This is a genomic window from Winogradskyella undariae (assembly GCF_013285155.1).
GTDB lineage: Bacteria > Bacteroidota > Bacteroidia > Flavobacteriales > Flavobacteriaceae > Winogradskyella > Winogradskyella undariae.
This window is the reverse complement of the sequence record NZ_JABTEL010000002.1, coordinates 1-20,844: the sequence shown is the minus strand read 5'-3', so window position 1 is coordinate 20,844 and position 20,844 is coordinate 1. Positions and strand designations below refer to the sequence as shown.

Annotated in this window: 15 protein-coding genes and 1 other RNA gene; 8 read left to right on the top strand and 8 right to left on the bottom strand. The window is 32.2% G+C overall.

Going from position 1 to position 20,844, the window contains the following annotated elements:
- Positions 1-12: 12 nt before the first annotated feature.
- The gene (locus HSX10_RS02400) at positions 13-2,562 is read right to left on the bottom strand and encodes an adenosylcobalamin-dependent ribonucleoside-diphosphate reductase (RefSeq protein ID WP_173586616.1); all 2,550 of its coding nucleotides are present in this window, start codon (positions 2,560-2,562) and stop codon (positions 13-15) included.
- 314 nt (positions 2,563-2,876) lie between these two features.
- On the opposite strand from HSX10_RS02400, the gene HSX10_RS02395 reads away from it, so the two are divergent.
- From HSX10_RS02395 to HSX10_RS02375, 5 genes are all read left to right on the top strand, one after another.
- Positions 2,877-3,485, top strand: a complete 609-nt coding sequence (locus tag HSX10_RS02395; protein ID WP_173586615.1) for a hypothetical protein — start codon at positions 2,877-2,879, stop codon at positions 3,483-3,485.
- A gap of 54 nt (positions 3,486-3,539) precedes the next feature.
- A complete protein-coding gene (locus HSX10_RS02390; RefSeq protein WP_173586614.1) occupies positions 3,540-3,833 on the top strand; it encodes a winged helix-turn-helix domain-containing protein in 294 nt (97 codons plus the stop codon).
- A gap of 83 nt (positions 3,834-3,916) precedes the next feature.
- Entirely contained in the window at positions 3,917-5,308 is a 1,392-nt protein-coding gene (gene creD / locus HSX10_RS02385; protein ID WP_173586613.1) for a cell envelope integrity protein CreD, read from the top strand.
- Positions 5,309-5,375: 67 nt separating this feature from the next.
- On the top strand, positions 5,376-5,783 hold the full coding sequence (locus HSX10_RS02380) for a ribosomal maturation YjgA family protein (RefSeq protein WP_173586612.1): 408 nt from the start codon (positions 5,376-5,378) through the stop codon (positions 5,781-5,783).
- Positions 5,771-6,433 (top strand): DUF1361 domain-containing protein, encoded by a 663-nt coding sequence (locus HSX10_RS02375; protein ID WP_173586611.1) that lies wholly within the window; start codon positions 5,771-5,773, stop codon positions 6,431-6,433. The genes HSX10_RS02380 and HSX10_RS02375 overlap by 13 nt, the downstream gene beginning before the upstream one ends.
- Here the strand turns inward: HSX10_RS02375 and HSX10_RS02370 are convergent.
- Both HSX10_RS02370 and HSX10_RS02365 read right to left on the bottom strand, forming a co-directional pair.
- Positions 6,430-7,221 carry an SDR family NAD(P)-dependent oxidoreductase gene (locus tag HSX10_RS02370; protein WP_173586610.1) on the bottom strand — a complete coding sequence of 264 codons (792 nt, stop codon included), beginning with the start codon at positions 7,219-7,221 and terminating at the stop codon, positions 6,430-6,432. The genes HSX10_RS02375 and HSX10_RS02370 overlap by 4 nt on opposite strands.
- Positions 7,208-8,413, bottom strand: coding sequence for an NAD(P)-dependent oxidoreductase (locus tag HSX10_RS02365; RefSeq protein ID WP_173586609.1), 1,206 nt, complete (start codon positions 8,411-8,413; stop codon positions 7,208-7,210). Before HSX10_RS02365 ends, HSX10_RS02370 begins: the two co-directional genes overlap by 14 nt.
- Before the next feature lie 410 nt (positions 8,414-8,823).
- Between HSX10_RS02365 and HSX10_RS02360 the strand changes: the two genes are divergently transcribed.
- Entirely contained in the window at positions 8,824-9,777 is a 954-nt protein-coding gene (locus tag HSX10_RS02360; RefSeq protein ID WP_173586608.1) for a T9SS type A sorting domain-containing protein, read from the top strand.
- Positions 9,778-9,853: 76 nt separating this feature from the next.
- Here the strand turns inward: HSX10_RS02360 and HSX10_RS02355 are convergent, their stop codons facing one another.
- The 3 genes from HSX10_RS02355 to HSX10_RS02345 form a co-directional block, all read right to left on the bottom strand.
- Positions 9,854-11,740 (bottom strand): cytochrome-c peroxidase, encoded by a 1,887-nt coding sequence (locus HSX10_RS02355; RefSeq protein ID WP_173586607.1) that lies wholly within the window; start codon positions 11,738-11,740, stop codon positions 9,854-9,856.
- A 129-nt stretch (positions 11,741-11,869) separates the two neighbouring features.
- Positions 11,870-15,838, bottom strand: a complete 3,969-nt coding sequence (locus tag HSX10_RS02350; RefSeq protein ID WP_173586606.1) for a choice-of-anchor D domain-containing protein — start codon at positions 15,836-15,838, stop codon at positions 11,870-11,872.
- Between the two features lie 7 nt (positions 15,839-15,845).
- Positions 15,846-16,730, bottom strand: coding sequence for a tetratricopeptide repeat protein (locus HSX10_RS02345; protein ID WP_173586605.1), 885 nt, complete (start codon positions 16,728-16,730; stop codon positions 15,846-15,848).
- A 533-nt stretch (positions 16,731-17,263) separates the two neighbouring features.
- Here HSX10_RS02345 and ssrA point away from each other — a divergent pair.
- Together ssrA and HSX10_RS02335 are read left to right on the top strand one after the other, a co-directional pair.
- Positions 17,264-17,657: a transfer-messenger RNA gene (gene ssrA, locus HSX10_RS02340) on the top strand.
- Positions 17,658-17,916: 259 nt separating this feature from the next.
- Complete coding sequence (locus tag HSX10_RS02335; protein WP_173586604.1) at positions 17,917-19,158, top strand: site-specific integrase; 1,242 nt, start codon at positions 17,917-17,919, stop codon at positions 19,156-19,158.
- Positions 19,159-19,603: 445 nt separating this feature from the next.
- On the opposite strand, the gene HSX10_RS02330 is transcribed toward HSX10_RS02335, so the two are convergent.
- On the bottom strand, positions 19,604-20,041 hold the full coding sequence (locus HSX10_RS02330) for a BfmA/BtgA family mobilization protein (RefSeq protein WP_173586603.1): 438 nt from the start codon (positions 20,039-20,041) through the stop codon (positions 19,604-19,606).
- A gap of 352 nt (positions 20,042-20,393) precedes the next feature.
- Positions 20,394-20,844 (bottom strand): DUF6876 family protein (locus HSX10_RS02325; protein ID WP_367651249.1); only part of this gene is annotated, 451 nt, incomplete at its 5' end.

Sequence of the window (20,844 nt, the reverse complement as noted above, 5' to 3'; positions counted from 1 at the left end):
TAAAATAGTTTATTATCCGCATTTAGAATACCCACAACTTTTACATTTTAAACATCCTTCTTCATATATTAAACCTTCAGGATCATTACAGCTAGGACACTTTTTATCCACAGCTTCTGTTCCTTCTGGCACAAAACGTTTTAAGGCTCTTGCGACACCATTTTTCCATGTATTGATATGATCGTCGTATAAATTTAGATCATGAATTAAACCTACAACATACGGAATTGGCATTCCATGACGTAACACCCCAGAAATTAGCTTAGCATAATTCCAAAATTCTTTGTTAAATGATCGCGATAAACCTTGAATCGTTATTTTATAACCTTCATTATCTATATATTGAAAATCATATCTTGAAGATTCATCATCATTTCGTTGTTTAATAACCCAACCTTTTTCTACCCATTGAGGTAAATTGAAGGCATCTTTCATCTGGCCTGTAAAGATTTCATAAGGACGTCCTTCTACCAAACCGATAACAGCTAACCATTTTTCAGAATCATTATGAAAACGCACAATCTCTGCTTCTATTTTATCTGGTCGTTTTGCTATTAAAGTTTCAGTGGAAGTATTATTTTTTTCTTCTGGCTTTTCTTCTTTTGTAGCGACTAAAATCCCACTTCGAGAACCATCTCTATAAACCGTAATTCCTTTTAACCCTTTTTGCCAAGAATCTACATAAATATCCCCTACCAAATCTACGGTAACATCAGAAGCTAGATTAATAGTAGAACTAATTGAATGCGTGGTATATTTTTGAACTAAAGCTTGTAATTCTACTCGTTTTTTCCAATCTATCTCGGGTGCTGTTGCACCTGCATATGGACTATCTGCTATTTCAGTTTTCCCTGTGACATTCATCCAAGTTTCAAACTTTTTGTGATAGACGGTAAATTCTTCAAACGCATCGCCTAAATCATCAACAAAATCTACTTTTGAGTTTTCATCATTCGTATTTACTTTTCGTCGTCTTACATAAGAGAGTAAGAAAACGGGCTCAATCCCAGAAGAAACTTGTGCCAACATACTTAAAGAACCTGTTGGAGCCACTGTACTTATGGAAATATTTCTTCGACCGTGTTCCATCATTCTATTATAGATTTCAGGAAACTCGCTAGCTAGCATTTGAACAAATTCTGAAGTATCTTCAATATTTCTATTAAATACATCAAATTGACCTCTAGTAATCGCCATATCAATACTGCTATCAAACTCTGCAGTCATTTTAGTTTTCATAATTTCACCTACAGCAACTAGCGCATCATCCGTATCTATTTTTAGACCTAAAGCAGCAACAGCATCGGCTAAGGCTGTAAAACCAAGACCAGTTCGTCTTCCTTTTTTCCCTGTTTCATAGAGAAGGTTCCATAATTCTTTTTCAGTTCGTTTTACAGCATCTGGCTCTGGATCGGCTTCGATTTTTGCCAAAATACGCTCAACAGCTTCTAGTTCTAAATCTACCAAATCATCCATAAGACGTTGCGACTCGTAAGTCACTTCATAAAATTTCTTAAAGTTGAATTTAGCTTGTTTTGTAAAAGGCTCATCTACAAAACTGAATAAATTAATAGCGATTAATCTACAACTATCGCCACCTTGCATGGCAATTTCTGAACACGGATTGGTAGAGCTATTTTTAAATTCTGGATATACCGAAGAGGTGGAATATTTATGCTGTCTGTCCCAAAAAATCAATCCTGGCTCTGCTGTATTATGTGCACAAGTAATAATCTTATTCCATAAATCTTTAGCCTCAATCTCTTTAGTATATTTTGGATCTTTACTATCTATTGGCCATTGCAACGTAAATTTAGTATCGTTAACAACAGCTTCCATAAACTCGTCTGACAAACGAATAGAGATATTAGCCCCTGTTATTTTGGTTAGATCTTGTTTTACGGTAATAAAATCTTCTATATCGGGATGTTTTACGTCCATAGTTAACATTAAAGCACCACGTCTTCCATTTTGTGCAACCTCTCTTGTTGTATTAGAAAAACGATTCATAAAAGAAACGGCTCCTGTTGTAGAACCAGCGGCATTAGATACCAAAGCATCTTTAGGTCGTAATTCTGATAAATCTACACCAACACCACAACGTCTTTTAAATAATTGTGCCAATTGCTCATCGGTATGGCAAACGCCACCATAAGAATCTAAAACCGATGGCACCACAATACAATTAGATAAAGAGGCGATGACTTGCTTATTTCCTAAACCAAACATCACACTTCCTTGTGGAATAACGTATTTAAAATCTTTAAAAAGTTGGTAAATTTTAGTTTCGTCTAATGGGTCTCTATTTTTTCCGTACGCTGATAAACTTTCTAAAATTGTTTCTGTTTTTGCATATTTATTTTCAATTCTACCAAATTCTTTTGCCATTCTCTTATGCATATCATCTGGTGATTTTTCCAAATAATTGCCCTGCCTATCTTTTAGGCAATACTTGTTAATCCAAGTGGTTGCAGCAAGTTCATCGTTATTAAAATAAGATAGAGAAGCTTTTAAAACATTTTGATAAGTCTTTGATTTTGTGGACGAAACAGTTTCATTCATAACGGAATATATTTTGAAATATTTTTAGAATAACTACAAAGCTAGCGAACATAAAACCTCAAAACATGACAAAAATCATACTTGTTAATAAGTGAGAAGGATTGTTGATTAATTTAAAAAGCTGTAGAATTATGATAACTAAAAGCAAAATACCAATGGCAGTTTTAAAAGTCATTAATTGATCTGAAACCTTATATAATTTAATTTCTAAAACCTATACGTCTCTTAATACAGAAGTAAATAATAAAATATTAAAAATAAATTTGCTTCAATAGAATAATTTAATTCACTTTGCAATTCAAAGTACTTTAATTATGAGTGATAAGGATTACTTAAAAGATATTAGCGAGATTAAAAACCTGATGAATAAATCTTCTCGATTTATTTCATTGAGTGGCTTATCTGGAATCATGGCCGGAATCTATGCCTTAATTGGTGCTGCCATTACTTATTATTTAGTAGACACTTATAGTTATGGTACATTAATGCTAGACGGTTGGATTTTTAGATCGGTAATGTTAGTTTTAATTTTAGTCGCAGTGTTTAGTATAGCAACGGGGATTTTACTAACCACTAGAAAAGCAAAGAAAACGGGTGAGAAAATATGGGATAAATCCTCTAGACGCCTAATCTTTAATTTCTTAATTCCTTTAATTGCTGGCGGTTTATACATCTTAATTATTTTATCTCAAGGCAGATACGGACAAACTGGTGGGCTTATGCTTATTTTCTATGGTTTAGCTTTAGTCAATGCTGCTAAATTTAGTATTGGTGACATTAAATATTTAGGATTTATTCAGATCACTTTAGGACTTATTGCAACGTTATATCCTGGCTATGGATTTTGGCTTTGGGTTATAGGTTTTGGGGTTATGCATATTATTTATGGGACCTGGATGCATTTTAAATATGACAGAAAATAATCCTTAAACATAAAAGCATAAAGAGAACGCAATACAACTATTGAATACTGAATTTTGAGCATTATAACCAACATAAATAAACTTTTTGATCATAGAATAAGACTTGGAATCATGTCTGTTTTAATGGTAAACGAGTATGCCGATTTTAATATGCTAAAAGAATTGCTGGGTGCAACCGATGGTAATTTAGCCAGCCATACCAAAGCTCTAGAAAAAGCAGAATATGTTTTAGTTGAAAAACAATTTATAGGCCGAAAACCTAACACTAGATACAGCGCCACAACATTAGGAAAAGCAGAGTTTAAAAAACATATTGAAGCCCTTGAAAAATTAATCAGAAAAACTTAGTACCCTTTCACTTTTATAAAATCTTTTTTTTACACATTTACTTTGAAAAACAAAGTACTTTACAGCAACTAAAACCATATATAATGAACAGTACCGAAAACCAAAAACCAGAACCTCAAAAACAAATTCAGCAACCCAACAAATTCTCGCAATGGCTAAAAACGTCTATTACTGCCCGAATGATGATGGTTGGAGCCTTAATTTTAGTATTACTTATTCCTTTAAGTTATGTGAATATTTTAATAAGTGAACGCTCTTACCGACAAAAAGATGTGGTTAATGAGATTAATCAGAAATGGGGAAATGAAGTCTTAATTTATGGTCCAATTATAAAAATACCTTACAAATCGTATTCAGAAACTTCTACTTTTAATGAGAAGACAAAAACCTATTTAAAGGAAACTAAAACACTAATTAATTACGCTTATATTTTTCCAGAAAAACTACATGTAGATGCCGCTGTAAAATCTAAAACCATGTATTTAGGTAATTTTGAGTCTGCCGTTTTTACGTCTGACATGGCTTTAACAGGACGTTACCACCCCATAAATCTTGAAGGAAAAGGAATTAAAAATGAAGATATTATTTGGGAAAAATCTAGTATTCTATTTAAAACAAGTAATCTAAAAGGTATTAAAAACGAAATGGCTATAGTTATTAACGATAAATCTTATGCTTTTGAAACCAGCTATAACGAAAACTCATCTTTAAACAATTTAGATGAATTAGAAACAGCATTTTTAAATGAAGACTTACTGAAAGGTGATTTTAATTTTAATATGAATGTAACCTATGACGGAAGTGAGCAAATACAAGTGATTCCTGTTGGTAAGACAACTACCATGGAAATGACTTCTAATTGGGCCGATCCAGGATTTATTGGAAATTATTCACCAGATGACGAAACAAGAAGTATTACCAAAGATGGTTTTAAAGTGGATTGGAAAGTGTTAGCGATCAATAGAGCATTTTCGCAACAATACTTAAATCAAGTACCAAGTTTGAGCCAATTTGCCTTCGGAACTAAATTTGTGGTCTTAGTAGATGAATATCAAAAAAGTGAACGTTCTGCCAAATATGGATTTTTAGTCATTGGACTTACATTTTTAATCTTTTTCTTAATCCAAACCATGAGTAAAATTCATATTCATGCATTTCAATATCTCATGATAGGCTTGGCGTTAATTATGTTTTACACCTTATTAGTTTCTATATCGGAACATAGTAACTTTTTAAAAGCTTATTTAATTGCAGGTGTTTCCGTAATACTATTGATAACCTTATACTCTAAATCTATGCTCAAGAATTTTAAATTCTCGGCATTAATTGGCTTATCACTTACAGCTTTATACGCCTTTATCTACGTCATTATTCAACTAGAAAACTATGCTTTATTAGTGGGGAGTGTTGGTCTATTCTTAATCTTAGCAATAGTGATGTTTGTGTCTCGTAAAATTGACTGGAATAACGGATAATAAATAAAACATCTCGTTCCACTTCTATCATACAAAGTAAAGCGAGATGTAATTAAAAAATATAAATATGAAATTTCAATTCAATAAAAAATACCTCATCACAGCACTTACTTTATTTTTAATAGAATTAACCATAGCATTTACGCTTCATTCTGGTTTTATACGTCACACCTTTGGTGATTATCTGGTGGTTATTTTACTGTACGCTATTTTAAGAGGTTGTACTAATTTAGGGGTTTGGACATCAAGCTTAGCAGTACTCATTTTTGCTTATACTGTAGAGTGTCTTCAACTCACACCATTTCTAACTTACTTTAATTTAGAACGCAGTTTTACTGCAAAATTAATTTTTGGAAGCACTTTTGAAATTAATGATTTAATAGCCTATACACTAGGAGTTATTACCGTTTTAATACTAGAAACCAAAGTTTTAAAATTAGAAACTAAAGAAAACGCAAAACTATGGAAGCCTTAAAAACATTAATTCAAACCCGGTTTAAAACCTTAGCCTTAATTCTTGTTGCTGTAAGCTTTAGCATTGTATTACTTATGGTACGTATGAAACTTAACAAATCCTTTTTCTTTCTATTTTTAATATGGAATGTGTTTTTAGCCATTATACCGTACACAATTACGATGTACCTTAGCACTAAAGCTCATTTAAGTAAATTAAAATTAGTATTGGGGTTTGTAATTTGGGTATTGTTTTTACCTAATGCTCCATATATTATAACAGACCTTATTCATATTAGATTTGGTAGTAAATCTTTTTTATGGCTAGATGTCTTAGTCGTTTTATCTTTTGCTTTGAGTGGCTTATTTCTTTTTTATCTTTCTATTATAGATATGCAAAAATTAATGAATTCAACGTTTAAAAAAACCCCTACAAAAACAATAACTACAGCTATCTTCTTTCTATGTGGATTTGGAGTTTATCTTGGTCGATTTTTACGTTATAATTCTTGGGAAATTATAAGTCAACCTCATTATTTATTTAAAGACATTTTGATTATAATTATGACACCTTTTCAAAATATAAATGCATGGCTGTTTACTTTAGGCTTCGGGATGTTTTTAACCGTTGGGTTTTGGATGTTTAAAAATTTAAAGCATCAAGATGATTAGCACTCTCTATTTTTATCTTGAATTTTCCTTACAATTTTTGTTGTTCTATTACGAGTTAAAAATCGTGGTAAAACAGATAAAAATTTATTAAATGTTCCTGGTATAGCAACAACTTTACCTTTATTCATAGCATCATATCCATAAGCAGCAACCTCTTTTGCTGAAGCCATATTAAAGGCAATTTTACCTTCTGTTGCATCATCAGAAACGGTACTTTGAAATGCTGTTTTTGTTGGGCCAGGACACAAAGCCGTAACGGTTACTCCTGTTCCTTTGAGTTCGTTAGAAATAGCTTCTGAAAATGATAAAATATAACCTTTTGAAGCATAATATAAAGCCATTAATGGACCTGGCTGAAAGGCCGCTAATGAAGATAAATTAAGAACTTTACCAGAACCACGTTTTACCATATTTGGTAAAATTAACTTTAGTAAATGTGTACTTGTTAACACATGCAAATGCAACATTTGCGAATCGCGCTCCCAATCTGATTCACAAAAAACACCAAACATTCCAAAACCGGCATTGTTTATAATAACATCTATAGGAGTACTTTTTATGTTATCATAAATATCTCTAGCAACATTTGTGGAACTTAAATCTTTTAACAACAAGGTAATTTCAACCGTATAAGTTTCTAAAATAATATCCCTTGCTTGGTCTAATCTTTTAGAATCAATGTCAATTAAAATAAGATTATAATCATCTTTAGCTAACAATAAAGCCAACTCAAAACCTAAGCCTGAAGCTGCACCTGTAACTAAAGCTGTTTTTTTACTCTTTTCCATCTACAAAATCTTGTAAATAATGAAAACGTCTAGTCAATTTACCATTTTTGGTCATCTTAGCACGTTTCAATATTTCTCGTTCATCATTATTAAAAAATGCAGGAATTACATGTTCTAAAAATGCTTCACCAAAACCTTCACTAGCATCTTTTGGTAATTCACAAGGTAAATTATCTACAGCCATAACGGTTATAGCACCTTCAGCATCATAAGCAACTTCTTTCTCCGTTTTAATATCATAACCATAAAAAGGATCTTCAATTGTTGAAGGTCTCAATGTACTTGCCACAGGACCATCAATATCACAAGATACATCTGCTAATAAATGAATTCTAAAATCAGGATCCTTAGCCTCTTCTCTTGTAAAGAAATAAGGAGCATTATTACCATAAAAATGACCTGCAATAAAATAATCCGTTTCCTTAGCATAAGGCATAAAATTACTTTCGTAACCCGACGGATCTTTATAAAACTTATATCTATCTCCTACTTTACCATCAATACGTTTAGAATACTCCATAACATCTACAGTACCGTAAACAGGCTCTGTAAATTGCGATGTTAAATATAACGCATCACTAATATGTTTAATCTCTAAATGGTCTAAAATCTCTTTAGCTCCATTAGCAACTTTACCTGTACCTGATAATAAAATCTTAATATTAGGGATTGTTATTTTATCTAATTCCGCTTTTACGGCATCTAAATCGGCAAGTGTTTCTACTTTTGGCAATGTAAATAAACCATCTCTTAAACCTAATGCTCTAAAACCATTATAAGCACCAACTAAACCTGCGTAACGACCAAAACCAATAAGACGAGCTCCTGTTTTTCTTACTATAGTTTCATGATCGTACATTTCTATATTTTTATCTAACATAGCCTTCAACAATTCCCTGTTGTAAGGTTGTTTTTTAATCGTATGTGAGAAAAAGAAATATTTTTTATTAGGAATTAAATTTTCAATTGGTACCTCCTTTACTCCAATCATTACATTAGCATGCGAAACATCTTCTAAAACTTCAAAACCTAATGCTTTATAGGCTTGATCTGGAAATATTCTAATATCAGAAGACTCTACAATAAATGTCGCTTCAGGAAATTGTGTTCTAGCTTCTTCCAAATGTTTTGGAGAGAAAACCACACGTCTATCCGGTGGATTTTTACGTTCTTTTATAATGGCAAATATCATATACCGATGGAGTTTTTATATTCTAATAAAATAAAAAATGTTGTTTTCACGAAAATAATGTGATTAATATATATGAGCAAATTAATATTATTTAACATCGTATACTAATTAACACACTGTATTTCTATTTTAATACTGCTTATTCTTCTTCATATTGATAAAAAAGAAAAAAATCAGCATTAAATAAATGAAATAGTTTTTATCTGTGTATCAATTATATGGCTATAAAATAAAATTTCACTTTAAGATAATAGAGGCATAAACATCTACATCATTAAAAACACAACCACTTAACACTCCCTTAAAACTCAGTCACAACAAGAGTTTAAAGTAATATTTATATAATAATAAAGTAACCTATTTAGTAATTATCAATTGTAGTTTTGAGCTCATTAACTAAAACAAAAAAAATGAAAAAAATTACTCTATTATTTATCTTATGTCTTACAATAACAATGACTACAAATGCACAATGTTTTGATGGTTCTGGCGGACATTGGCCAGGAGGGACTGTTGCTATGGAAAATACAGGTTATGCTGAAACTATTGTATTTGATACTTGGCCAAATTCTGAATATTCTTTAATTGGAAATCTTACACCAGGCTATGACTATTCGGTTACTGGAGATAACCCAATACATATAACGGTTACAGAAAGTGATGATACTGTAATTGCATATGGTATGAGTCCATTAAATTTTACGGCACCTATCGGAGTTACTAATATTACTATTTATTGGCATATAGATGAGAACTGTAGTAATGATGACACAACAACATATACAAGGATTCAATGTGTTACTTGTTGCCCTAATGACGCTGCTCCTGAATTAGCATCGGCACCTAGTCCTGCAAATTCAGCTTCTAATGTTGAACTTCAAACAACTGATGCTTCTGTATCTTTTAACTGGACAGCTTCTACTACTGAAGATACAAGTGTATTTTACTTAGATACTGTAAACCCGCCAACACAAGCTTATACTGATTTTGAAAATGGAGATTCTTTTTCAAATTTAGAAGCTAATACAACGTATTATTGGAGTGTAGATGCTACAAATTGCATGGGATCAACAACAGGTGATGTTTGGAGTTTTACAACGGATGCCGCATTATCTATCTCAGATAACGTATTTGAAACGACTAGTGTTTACCCGAACCCAACTTCTGGAATTTTAAACATTAAATCAGCTCAAGATATTGACAACGTTACTGTATTTAACTTATTAGGGCAAACAGTCGCTAATTTTGATAAAGATGCTATTACAGGTTCATCTATTAACTTATCTGAATTATCTAAAGGACTTTATTTAGTAAAAGTTTCTTCAGGAAATAACACACAGACTTTAAGAGTTACAAAGGATTAACACAAAAATATATCCATAAAAAAACAGGAAGTGAAAGCTTCCTGTTTTTTTGTTTTAAATGGTACTGAAATCCCCCCTAATCTTCTTCATCTAAAAAACTAGACGTATCCGTAAGAGATTCCATAAAGGCTATAATATCTTTAATTTCTTGAGTTGTTAAATCTAACGGCGCATCAGATAAAGTCTGATTTTCTACATCTAAGCCCATACCTGCACCACCTCCTAAATTATAAAACTCTAACACTTCTTCTAAAGTATTAAAAGAACCATTATGCATATATGGTGCTGTTAAAGCGACATTTCTAACAGAAACAGTCTTAAAAGAGTTTCTAAAATAAGGTTGTTTATCAATATCTAACCCATTAGCATAGCGCCCCATATCGTTATCTAATTTAGGGTTAATAGTATCGAATCCTTGTGTAACACCCAAAACTTCAGACTCTGTCTCTAAATAAAAAGGCGGAACAGTTCCGTTAAACATCGGTGCAAAATGACAGGTACCACAAGCTGCTTTTCCCATAAATAAATTAAATCCGCGTAAGGCATCTTTAGGATAATCATTACTCTCGTTTCTAATATATTTATCGAATGGACTATCAAAAGATTTTAGAGAATTTACATAAGCTGCAATTGCATTACTGATAGAACGCTCATTAATATCTTGCTTATCAATACCGCCGTAAGCGTCTTTAAATAACTTTAAATAATTAGGATTTGTTTTTAATTTCTTTACAATAGCTTTAAAAGTGGTGTTAAACTCTAAATCATTATCTATAACATGCCCCACTTGACGTTCTAAATCATAAGAACGTAAATCCCAAAAATAACGCGACGCATAACCAGAATTGATAACGGTAGGTGAATTTCTAGATGTATAAAACCCTTTTTTATTGGCTAAACTTTTTGGTAAACCATCTGTAAAACCTTTGTTAGGATCGTGACAACTAACACAAGACATTATATTACCATTAGAAAGCTTAGTGTCCTTAAACAACAACGCACCCAACTGAATAGTTTTAGGATTATCTAATGGTAAATACACCAATTCTGAATAAAACTTAGTATCTAAAAAATCGGATTGAAAAAGGTTAACCGCTTTATAATTCTGAGCGTGTTTTTTATAAGGTTCAAGTGTAATTTTATTTAAATTTTGAAACTCTAACAATTCTGCATACAAAGGGTTAATGACTTCTTTTAGAAATGTCATTCTATCAAAATCATTAAAGCTAACATTATCACTAAGTATCTTTTTCCCTTTTTTAAAAAGTTTTTTTATAGATCTGAACTTAGATTTAGCTTTGGGTTGTATGTCTTCTTCAAAATATAAAAATGCAGTTTCCATACTTTGCAAACTCACATAACTTTCTTTTAAAGCATTTACAGAACCTGGTGTATCAAAACCTGTAACACCTAATGTAAAAATCCTAACCATACCAGAACGCATACATTCTATAACCTGACTTGATTTTACACGAATTGGTAAATGAATCTCAGAAGCATAATCTACATGTGCTTTAAGTTCGGTTGCTAATTTTTTTATATATTCTATATTTTCAATTGAAGCCTCTTCATTTACAGCTTCATCTAAGGCTTGTAATCCTGAAGGTTCAATAATTTTTCCTTCTTCATAATACTCACTAACTTTAGGTAAAGGTGCTCCGTTTATATAAGTCCCGTTATAAAAGGTTTGGTAGTAATCGAAAATAAATTCGATTTTTTTATAGACTAATCTTGTCTTTTCAACTTGAGTTTTAATGGCTTTTAATTCACTAGAACTATTAGAATTACTAGTCAACTTCACCAAGGTATTGACTTCTGTTTGAAATTTATAAAAATTAGAAGCGTATAAGACTCCTATATTTTCTGTAATGGCATTGGTTTCAAAAGGCTCTGTGCCTTCTTTCCCAGACAATACTAAAGAACAAATTAAAACAGAGATGATTAAAAAGATTATTTTTTTCATTTTACACTTAGATTTTCAACTTAGAAATCCTTTAAATTTTATCAACTTATAGATAAATTAAAAACCCCAACTACAATCTGCTATTAACAGCATTGTGTTGAGGTTTAATAAATAATTTAGTTAGGTAAATTATTCAATAATTATAGACTTGTAATACGTATTCTTATCTGTAGCAATTTCAATAACATACATTCCTGTTGCCATATTACTTACATTGATAGTTTCGTTATCACTTTCCTTAACTAACTTTCCTGTGCTGTTATAAAATTTAACATTTGTAACATGCTCATTAAGGTTTACTTTAATATTAAGTAAATCGTTAGCTGGTACAGGGAAAACTTTTATCGTTTTCTCTACTGTTTCGTTATCATCAACACTAAGTGTTACTCCTGTTTTACTGATGGTAAAATAATCATCAATAGCACCAGTATCTCTTACAAACTTAACCGTTAAGTTTTGTCCACCATTACCATCACTTTCAATTTCCATCACACAAGACCCAAGTTGATTTAAAGATAAAAACATGGCTTCATGATCTAAATCTCCTCCTGATATTTGTCCTGATGAACCTGCAGTAATATAAACAGCTCCTTCTGTTGCATCGCTAGTTTTTTGGTATGCACCATCGCCATCAACTTTACCATCTCCATCTCCTGTTGCTCCAACAGTATGACCTCCATTAGTTATATTATCGATGTTAAAAGTGTTTGCAAATCCTTGATGTCCATTGATAAAGTAAGAACGCTCATAAGAATGACTATGCCCATTTAATACTAAATCTACACCGTTAGCTTCTAATACTGGCATAAAATTTTCTCTCATTTCAATCAATCTATCTTCCCAATCCGAATCGTGAGATCCTTTAGAATATGCTGGGTGATGAAATAAAGTGACGATCCAATCTTGTGTTGTATTCTGAATATCATTTTGAGCCCAAAGGTATTGGCTACCTCCTACTTCTCTACCTGATTGATGAGAGTCTAATACTATAAAGTGAATATTTGCATAATCGAAAGAATAATAAGCTTCCGTCCCTGATGCAACTCCACCAGCTTCAGCAGCCGTTGGAAATGTAAATATGTCATAATAAGGACCAGACTGAGTTTCTAAATCTGAAGTAAAACCATCATGGTTTCCTAAACAAGACCAAGCTACTGCCTTTTTCAACATGTCGTCATACACATTAAAGAAATAACTTTGGTGCTGTGCATCAGTACCATTACTGTAAGCATTATCTCCTAAAAACAACATCATATCCGTTTGACCTGTATTTGTTTCTACTGTAGAAACGTAATTGTAATAAGCATCTCTAACATTTCTTTGATTAATACTTCCTGTTCCAGGATCTCCTAAAATCCATGCTCTTACAAATTGATCTGTTCCTGCAACAGGTGCTGTCTTAATGAACATATCTCCAGTTTCGCTTTGTGCAAGTACTTCATCTTCATTACCAATATTATAGTAATATGTAGTATTAGGATCTAACCCCGTTAAAGTCACTTCATGTTCCGTAGTTAATTCTGAATTAGAAACTACTGAAGTTAACATATCTAAAGCTGTTCCGTATTTAACCGCAGATTGCGTTTCTACTGCTGTTCTCCATTTTACAACCACACTTGTAGGTGTTCCACTTTGTAAATAAGGGCCTCTTTCTACTTCAATAGTTGGTGCAATAGATGTGCTAGGTGTTAGTTTAAAATTAAAACTAATATCTCCACTATTTACACTACTCTGGTGAATTTCTACGGCTATAATATTAACTCCTTCAACTAACGGGAAAGAATTTACATTTTGTGTATTCCAAAAATCTTCATCAGACCCACTAATTCCTGTGATTGCCTCATCATCGAATGCTATAGGACCTTCCGTTGGCATGTTATTTCTCCAAACCTCAACATTATTGACATAAACCACAATCCCATCATCTCTAACAGCTTCTAAATCTAGACTATTATACATTCCTATATTTTCCATATCAATGTACTTTCTAAAATAGGTTGTAACAGGTCTTGGTGTAGCAGGCACTCCTAAATCGGTAACTTCATCTCCATCTCCGTAACCAATTTCCGTAGCTCCTTCTTCCCAATTGCTTTGATCAAACGTTAAGGTTCTCCATGCTGTACCTTGATCGCTACCATCATTTAAGTAGAACCAATCATCACCAGCCATAATTGTAGCAGGGAAAGAAGCCTCTTCTCCTTCTCCTTGCACATTAAATGTGAATGGATTTTCATCCGTATCATTACTCTCTATAGTGATTGTCGCTGTAGATGAGACTGAACTTGTAGGTATAAAAGTGATATTAAAAGTTGAAGACATTCCTCCATTAATAGTCGACTCTGAATTAGTAATCACAAACTCTGGGTTGTCACTAATTATAGAAGCTATTGTAATTACACTATTTCCTGTATTTGCTATTGTATAAGTTTTTGTTGTTCCTATAGAAATAAAAGTAGGACCAAAATCTGTATGATCTAAAACATCTGGTGTCGTATCTCCATTAGAAATTAATGTTCCATTCCCTAAAACATCTAAATCGATAACAGCCGTTTCACCAGTAGCTTGTAAACTAAACGTATAAGGATTTTCATTGGCATCATCACTAGCAACTGAAATCATTGCCGTGTTAGTTACTGCTGCAGTTGGTGCATATTGCACTACAAAATCTAAACTTCCGCCAGCACTTACTATAGAAGAACTTGGTTGTGTAAGAATAGTAAACTCAGCATCACCAGTTATAGAAACTAATGGTGAACCTGTTAAGTTTAGATCTTGCTCCCCTAAATTTGTAATAGAAAACGTTCTGGTTAATGTTTCATTAATTCCTGTGTTTTCAAATTGTGTATAATCTGAAAGGTCTGGTGTTGTATCTCCATTTTCAATAGAAATAGAGTTTCCTGTAATATCGATTTCAACTGGAGGTGTTTCATATTCAATATGCAACAAAACTGATGCACTAGAAGCTTCTCTGTAAGCTCCATCAGATCTCGAAACTCCTGTAAACATAAATGCCATACTATTCCCTGGTTCCCAACCACTTCTTGCTGTAATTTCAGAAAGAATAGCACTGATATCTGGTGTTCTCTGCGCTGTTGAAGCTTGACCTATTTGCCCTACCCAACTCGCAATAGCCCAATCTACATTTGCTGTAGTTGCTGTTCTGGTTGAAAGGCCAAAATTACCATTAGATCCAAGCACAGAAGCATCGTCACTATTATCTCCTGTAACATTTACAGTGACATCTCCATTTCCGTTTTCATCCACTTCAAACTGAACATAAGCATTGGTTACCACAGCATTTTGTGGAAGATTAATATTTTCAAAACGGACCCCTACAACTTGTTCTGTAGTACCATCATAGTACAATTCTAAATCGGAACTAATAGTACTTACAAAACCACTACCACTAAACGCTTCTTCAGCCGTACCATCATCTTCATTAGCTGTAATATTTACTGTAGAAATAACAACTTCTGAAGGCTCAGCTGTGTATTCAATATGTAATGAAGGTGTGCCTCCTGAATTATTTTCAGCTTCTCTCCAAGCACCATCTGATCTGGAAACTCCTGTAAATTTAAAAACCATACTATTTCCTTCTGCCCAACCACTTCTTGAGGTAATCTCTGAAAGTATAGCACTGATATCTGGTGTTCTTTGATCTGTTGATGCCTGACCAATTTGTCCATCCCAACTCGCAATAGCCCAATCTACGTTTGCTGTTGTAGAGGGTCTTGAAGAAACACCATAAGCAGCATTACCAACAAAACTTGATGCATTATCTGTATCATCTCCTGTTACATTTACAGTAACATCTCCTGCGCCATTTTCATCTACTTGAAATTGAATGTACGCATTAGTAATAACTGCGTTTTGAGGAAGTCCTATGTTTTGAAAATAAAGACCAACGACTTGTTCATCCGTTCCGTCTTGGTATAATTCTAAATCCGAACTACCAGTGTAGACTTGACCACTGCCGCTATAATTTTCTTCAGCAGAACCCGCACTCCCATTAATGGGAATATCTACCGATACGGTTTGAGAAAATGAATACGCCATAACCAGCAGCATCATTAACATAAAAGTACTTTTCTTAATCATAATTTTTTCAGTTATTAATTGTGTTTTCTAAATCTTGTATTTTGACTTCTAATTCTGTAATCGATTTCATTTTTTTAAACTTGTTATCCAATTGATCTATAGCAATCGTTGCTTGTTTTAGAGCAATATTGGCTTCGTTAGATCTATCTAATTGGGCTAAATAATTGGCTTTTTTATAGTACCAAAACTCTTTTCTTTTGTATTCTAAAATGAAATAATCATATTGTTTTAAAGCTTCCTCTATTTGATGATCTGCCTTGAGATAGTCTAGTTTTTTAAGTTGAAGAGCTAGCGTATTTGAACCTAGCTTCTTTAAACCTAATTCTATAACCTCTAAGGCTACTTTATAATTTTCATTATTTTCGGCTAGAATTATGTCTGTATATTCTAAAATATCCTCTGGTCTTAAATCAACCATATGCTCCATAACATATTTATAGGCACTTAAGGATTTCTGGTAAGATTTTAAATGAAACAATATTTGTGCTTCAAGCTTTTTAGCTTTTACATCCGTAGGTGTAATATCTAAATAAGAAGTTATGTTTTGTAAAGCTTTTGGATAATCTTCAGATAGATAATTAAGTTCAGAAATTCGGTATTGTAATGCATTATCAGTATTTCCTAGAGTTTTAGATTTTAAATAATCTTCCATTGCTTTTGGATATTCAACATGCTGTTGATATAACAATCCTCTTTCGTAATACAGTTTAAAATTGTTTGGACTTTCTGAAATTTGGTGTGTCTTTATTGCTATTTGTTTTGTTAAATCTCCGTGAGCAGATGCTTTTGTAGACAAGCTTATAAATACAACAATAGATAGTATAATTTTGAATAAAAATACACTTAGAAAAGCACTCTGATTTAAGAGTAAAGTATGCAATTTTATTTTCATGAGAACACTTATTTTTAATTCGAAACAAATGTAGAAATTCTAACAAAACATCGTCTTCCTGCATTAAATTGAGACCCCACTGAAAAGCACAAAACATCGTTAAAGTGCGTTTTTTAGTTTTTTACATTTTACCAAAAACCTAACAAACAACAACTTAACACACCTTATTAAGATTACTTTAAATGATCACCAAGGCATTGTTAATAATGTATTCTAATTGTTAAGGAGTGATTTTTGAAATAAAAAAAGCAGACTATAAGCCTCTGACTTGAAGCGTAAAAACAAACAAAAAAGTAAATGAAAATTTGCTGTATTTTAAGTCTAAAAACTTTATATAGAACGTAGGTAATTCAACACAAATCTTAGGTTAAAATGTAAAAAAGAGTGCCAATTTGGGATGTTATAAGCTGACAATGTTAGTTAAGAAGTTTATAAAATGTATTTGGTATAGCTTTTGCGTTAGTATTTTTAGTAAATTTGCAGCCCTTGAAACTTTATTATCTGTTTCTTGGAAATTACTATTCTATTAAATTGGGGTCGACTGGTTTTGACAGCGAGATTAAGCGAATTGTAAGCACGTCGTGTAATGGCATTGATACACGTAAAAGGCTAGACCAAATTTTAAACGGCGAGAATAACTACGCTTTAGCTGCATAATCTGAATTACAGTAAGATTAAGCCTCGTCCTACTAGGTAGGAGTGCTAAATGTCTCGAGAAAGCCTTAGTTAATGGCGTTCTTTATTAGGCATCGTAAAAATTGACTTAGATTAGGTAGTGCTTCGATACCTTTTCGAGATTAAGAAGCTAAGCTAAAAGTGGGTTGTCTTTAACCAGCTTCAAGTCGAAAACCTAAGAAAAGAATAAACGTGTAGAAAGCCTTTTGGTTACTTGTTTGGACGAGAGTTCGATTCTCTCCGACTCCACTTTTAGAGTATCAAAACTCTTCAAAAACCCTGTAAATTTATGATTTACAGGGTTTTGTGTTTTATTTAATATTAAATGATATCCTTTAAAACCATCTCAATCGAGACCAATTCGGTGACCCCTTTTCGATTTTTAAAATAGGTCTCGCTACGCACAATATTTTACTCATTTTCAGTTATTTACAAAAAAAACGAATTAGGTTTTTAAGTTCTAATTTACTACCTTTTTAGGACTTTAGCGAGACCTAAAATTTGTATAATTATGAGAACAGACTTTTCTATCCATTTTCATCTTGTCAATTCAAAGATAAATAGTAGAGGATTAGCACCCATTTATTTACGATTAACATTTGACAATAAACGCATTGAATATAGTATTAGCAGGAAGATTGATCCAAAATTTTGGAGTACTAAATCCCAAAAAGTTATGGGTACAAATCGTGAGGCTATCGAAATTAATAACCACATTGATAATCTAAAACATAAGCTATATAAAATTCATCAAAGATGCATGGACGAGAATAATTTGATATCTGCTAGGTCTATGATGAATCTTTTAAAAGGTGGTGGAAAGAAAATTAGATTTATTCTTGAAGTATTCAAAGAACATAATGAAAGAACCGATTTATTAGCAGGGAAAAATATCTCTGTCAGTACTGCAAAACGCTATTGGACGTGTTACGATCATGTAAAACAATTTATTGAAGAGGAATACAAACTGGAAGATTACAAACTAAAAGATATAGATTATCGATTCATTACCAAATTTGAGTTCTTTTTAAAAACGACTAGAAAGTGCAATCATAATTCGGCATTGAAATATATTAATAATTTCAAAAAAATCATTCGCATTGCTTTAGCCAATCAATGGATGGATCGCGATCCATTTTATAATTACAAAGTCCAATTTGAAGCTGTAGAACGTGAATATCTAACTACTATAGAAATAGAAACACTTTACACTAAAGAATTACATTTTGATAGGCTGAAAGTCGTTAGAGACATGTTTGTATTTTCCTGCTACACAGGTCTCGCCTATTCTGATGTTGAGAAACTTTCAAAATCAGATATTACTATTGGCATTGATGGCAAGCAGTGGATAAATATCAAACGAACCAAAACAAATACACGAAGTAGTATTCCGTTGTTACCCATAGCGAAAGAGATCTTAAATCGGTATGCCTACGACCCACAAGTGCTAAAAAGTGAACGTTTAATTCCTGTATTTAGTAACCAGAAATCTAATGCCTATTTAAAAGAAATAGCGATGCTCTGCGGTATCACAAAACCACTAACCACACATTTGGCACGACATACGTTTGCTACTACTGTAACATTAACGAACGGTGTGCCATTAGAAACCGTTAGTAAAATGCTTGGACATAAATCGTTAAGAACGACTCAACATTATGCGAAAATAGTCGATCGAAAAGTGAGTGACGATATGAATATACTTGAAGAGAAACTGAAAACCCAGAGAAAAGACCGAAAAGAAAACCAATAATACATTCAATTTTAAAGCTGAAATTTATAGTGCTTTTAACCCTAATTAGTTTTGCTATCAAATGATTCATTTTGCGATATGATTAGAACATGATCAAAATCGGTACAAGTACTGAACAAGTAGTGGACAAGCAATGAACAAGCATTGGTATGTATATATAAACATTAACAAACAAAAGAAAACATTTATAAACTAAGCTAACAATAATTTAAAATTATTTTTTTTATTTCAAAAAACTCTAAATTATTTATCTGGTTTATAATTACAACTCAGAATCAAAAATAAGGTAATTTACAAATGATTTAACCAATTATCTCATCATTCTGGACAACTACATTGTCGAGGCTTGAAAAAATGATTTTAAAGCCCTTAAAATTAACATATTTACAGTGTTTTTAGGTGTTCATAGCATTTGATGCTAATTGATTTAATTTGATATCTGCTTTCAATTATTTGAATCCTCGCTATCATTTTTAAAATTAGATTCACTTTTTTCTTTAAATCGCAATTTAAATTCTTTATTCAATCTTTCTTTCTCTAACTCCTCAAAACTTTTCGCAAGAATTAATTTTTGCTTTGGCTCAGATCCTTCAAAAAGAGATTGCAACATTGCCAATGTCGGTTTAGATTGGTTCTTTTCTATATCTTTTATAATGGCAATGAGCGCATTGATTCTTTTCTTAATCCGATTTTCAGTTTCCATTAAGCCTGGTTTCAAATCATCTCCTGGATAAAGTTCATTACGCTCAAAAAACTCAACCATCAAAAGCAAAGTCATTGAGTTCGATTTTGAAATTGATTTAGAATAATCTCTAAATTTCTTCACTACAGAACTTTTGATGCTTAAACTTTCAAATCGTTCTTTTTCATAGCCTTTATCCATTTTTACGCTAAATTTTTATTGATTTCACTGGGCTGCGAGCATTTTTACGCTAAAAATGATTTCTAAACCAGTTTTTAATTACGTATAAAACACTAATAGTCAATAAGTTAAAAAACAGTAACATCGCGTAGCGTGTTACCCTCTTGCTATTCCTTTTCGTCCAGCGCGCTGGACAAAAAAAATACCATTACATCCAAAAATGTAATGGCTTTTTAACGAGTGCTAATTGTATTACGATTTTTTAAGACTGTTATTCTTGAAGTTTAAAAGTATCCTTAAGGAATAGCTCTTTTTGTTGAAGAATACAAAATATCAGGACAAAAAAAGACTGCCTTTTGAGCTCATGCAACTGTTAATATTCGCTCGGAAGCATTAGTGTATTATCTACGAATAATAAGCGCAGTTCATCCAAAGGAAAATCATTTACATTATAGCGATGCGTTTCAAAAATAGTACCCTTTCCATCACTATAATTTATGATGGCTTCGCATTGCTTTTCAAACTGTTCCTTTTCAGAAAGTCGTTTAAAATCAATGGTAATAAATTCACTTCTATTCGATAAACTTTTTGCAATTACGGATGCATCTGTAATCAGCCAAAAGCATTCCGCTTCGTTGGCTAAATATTTTAATCCGTCAGTAAAACGCGTTCCAATTAATGGAATTTTAAAGACCTTTTCTGTCCCAAAAAAATGTTGTAAATCGGCTTTTATTTTGTTAACTTGTTTCTTCATTGTAATTCTATTTAGTAAGATTAATAATGAAAAAGAGAGCGCATCTTTTGGATAGGAACGCTCTCTTTTA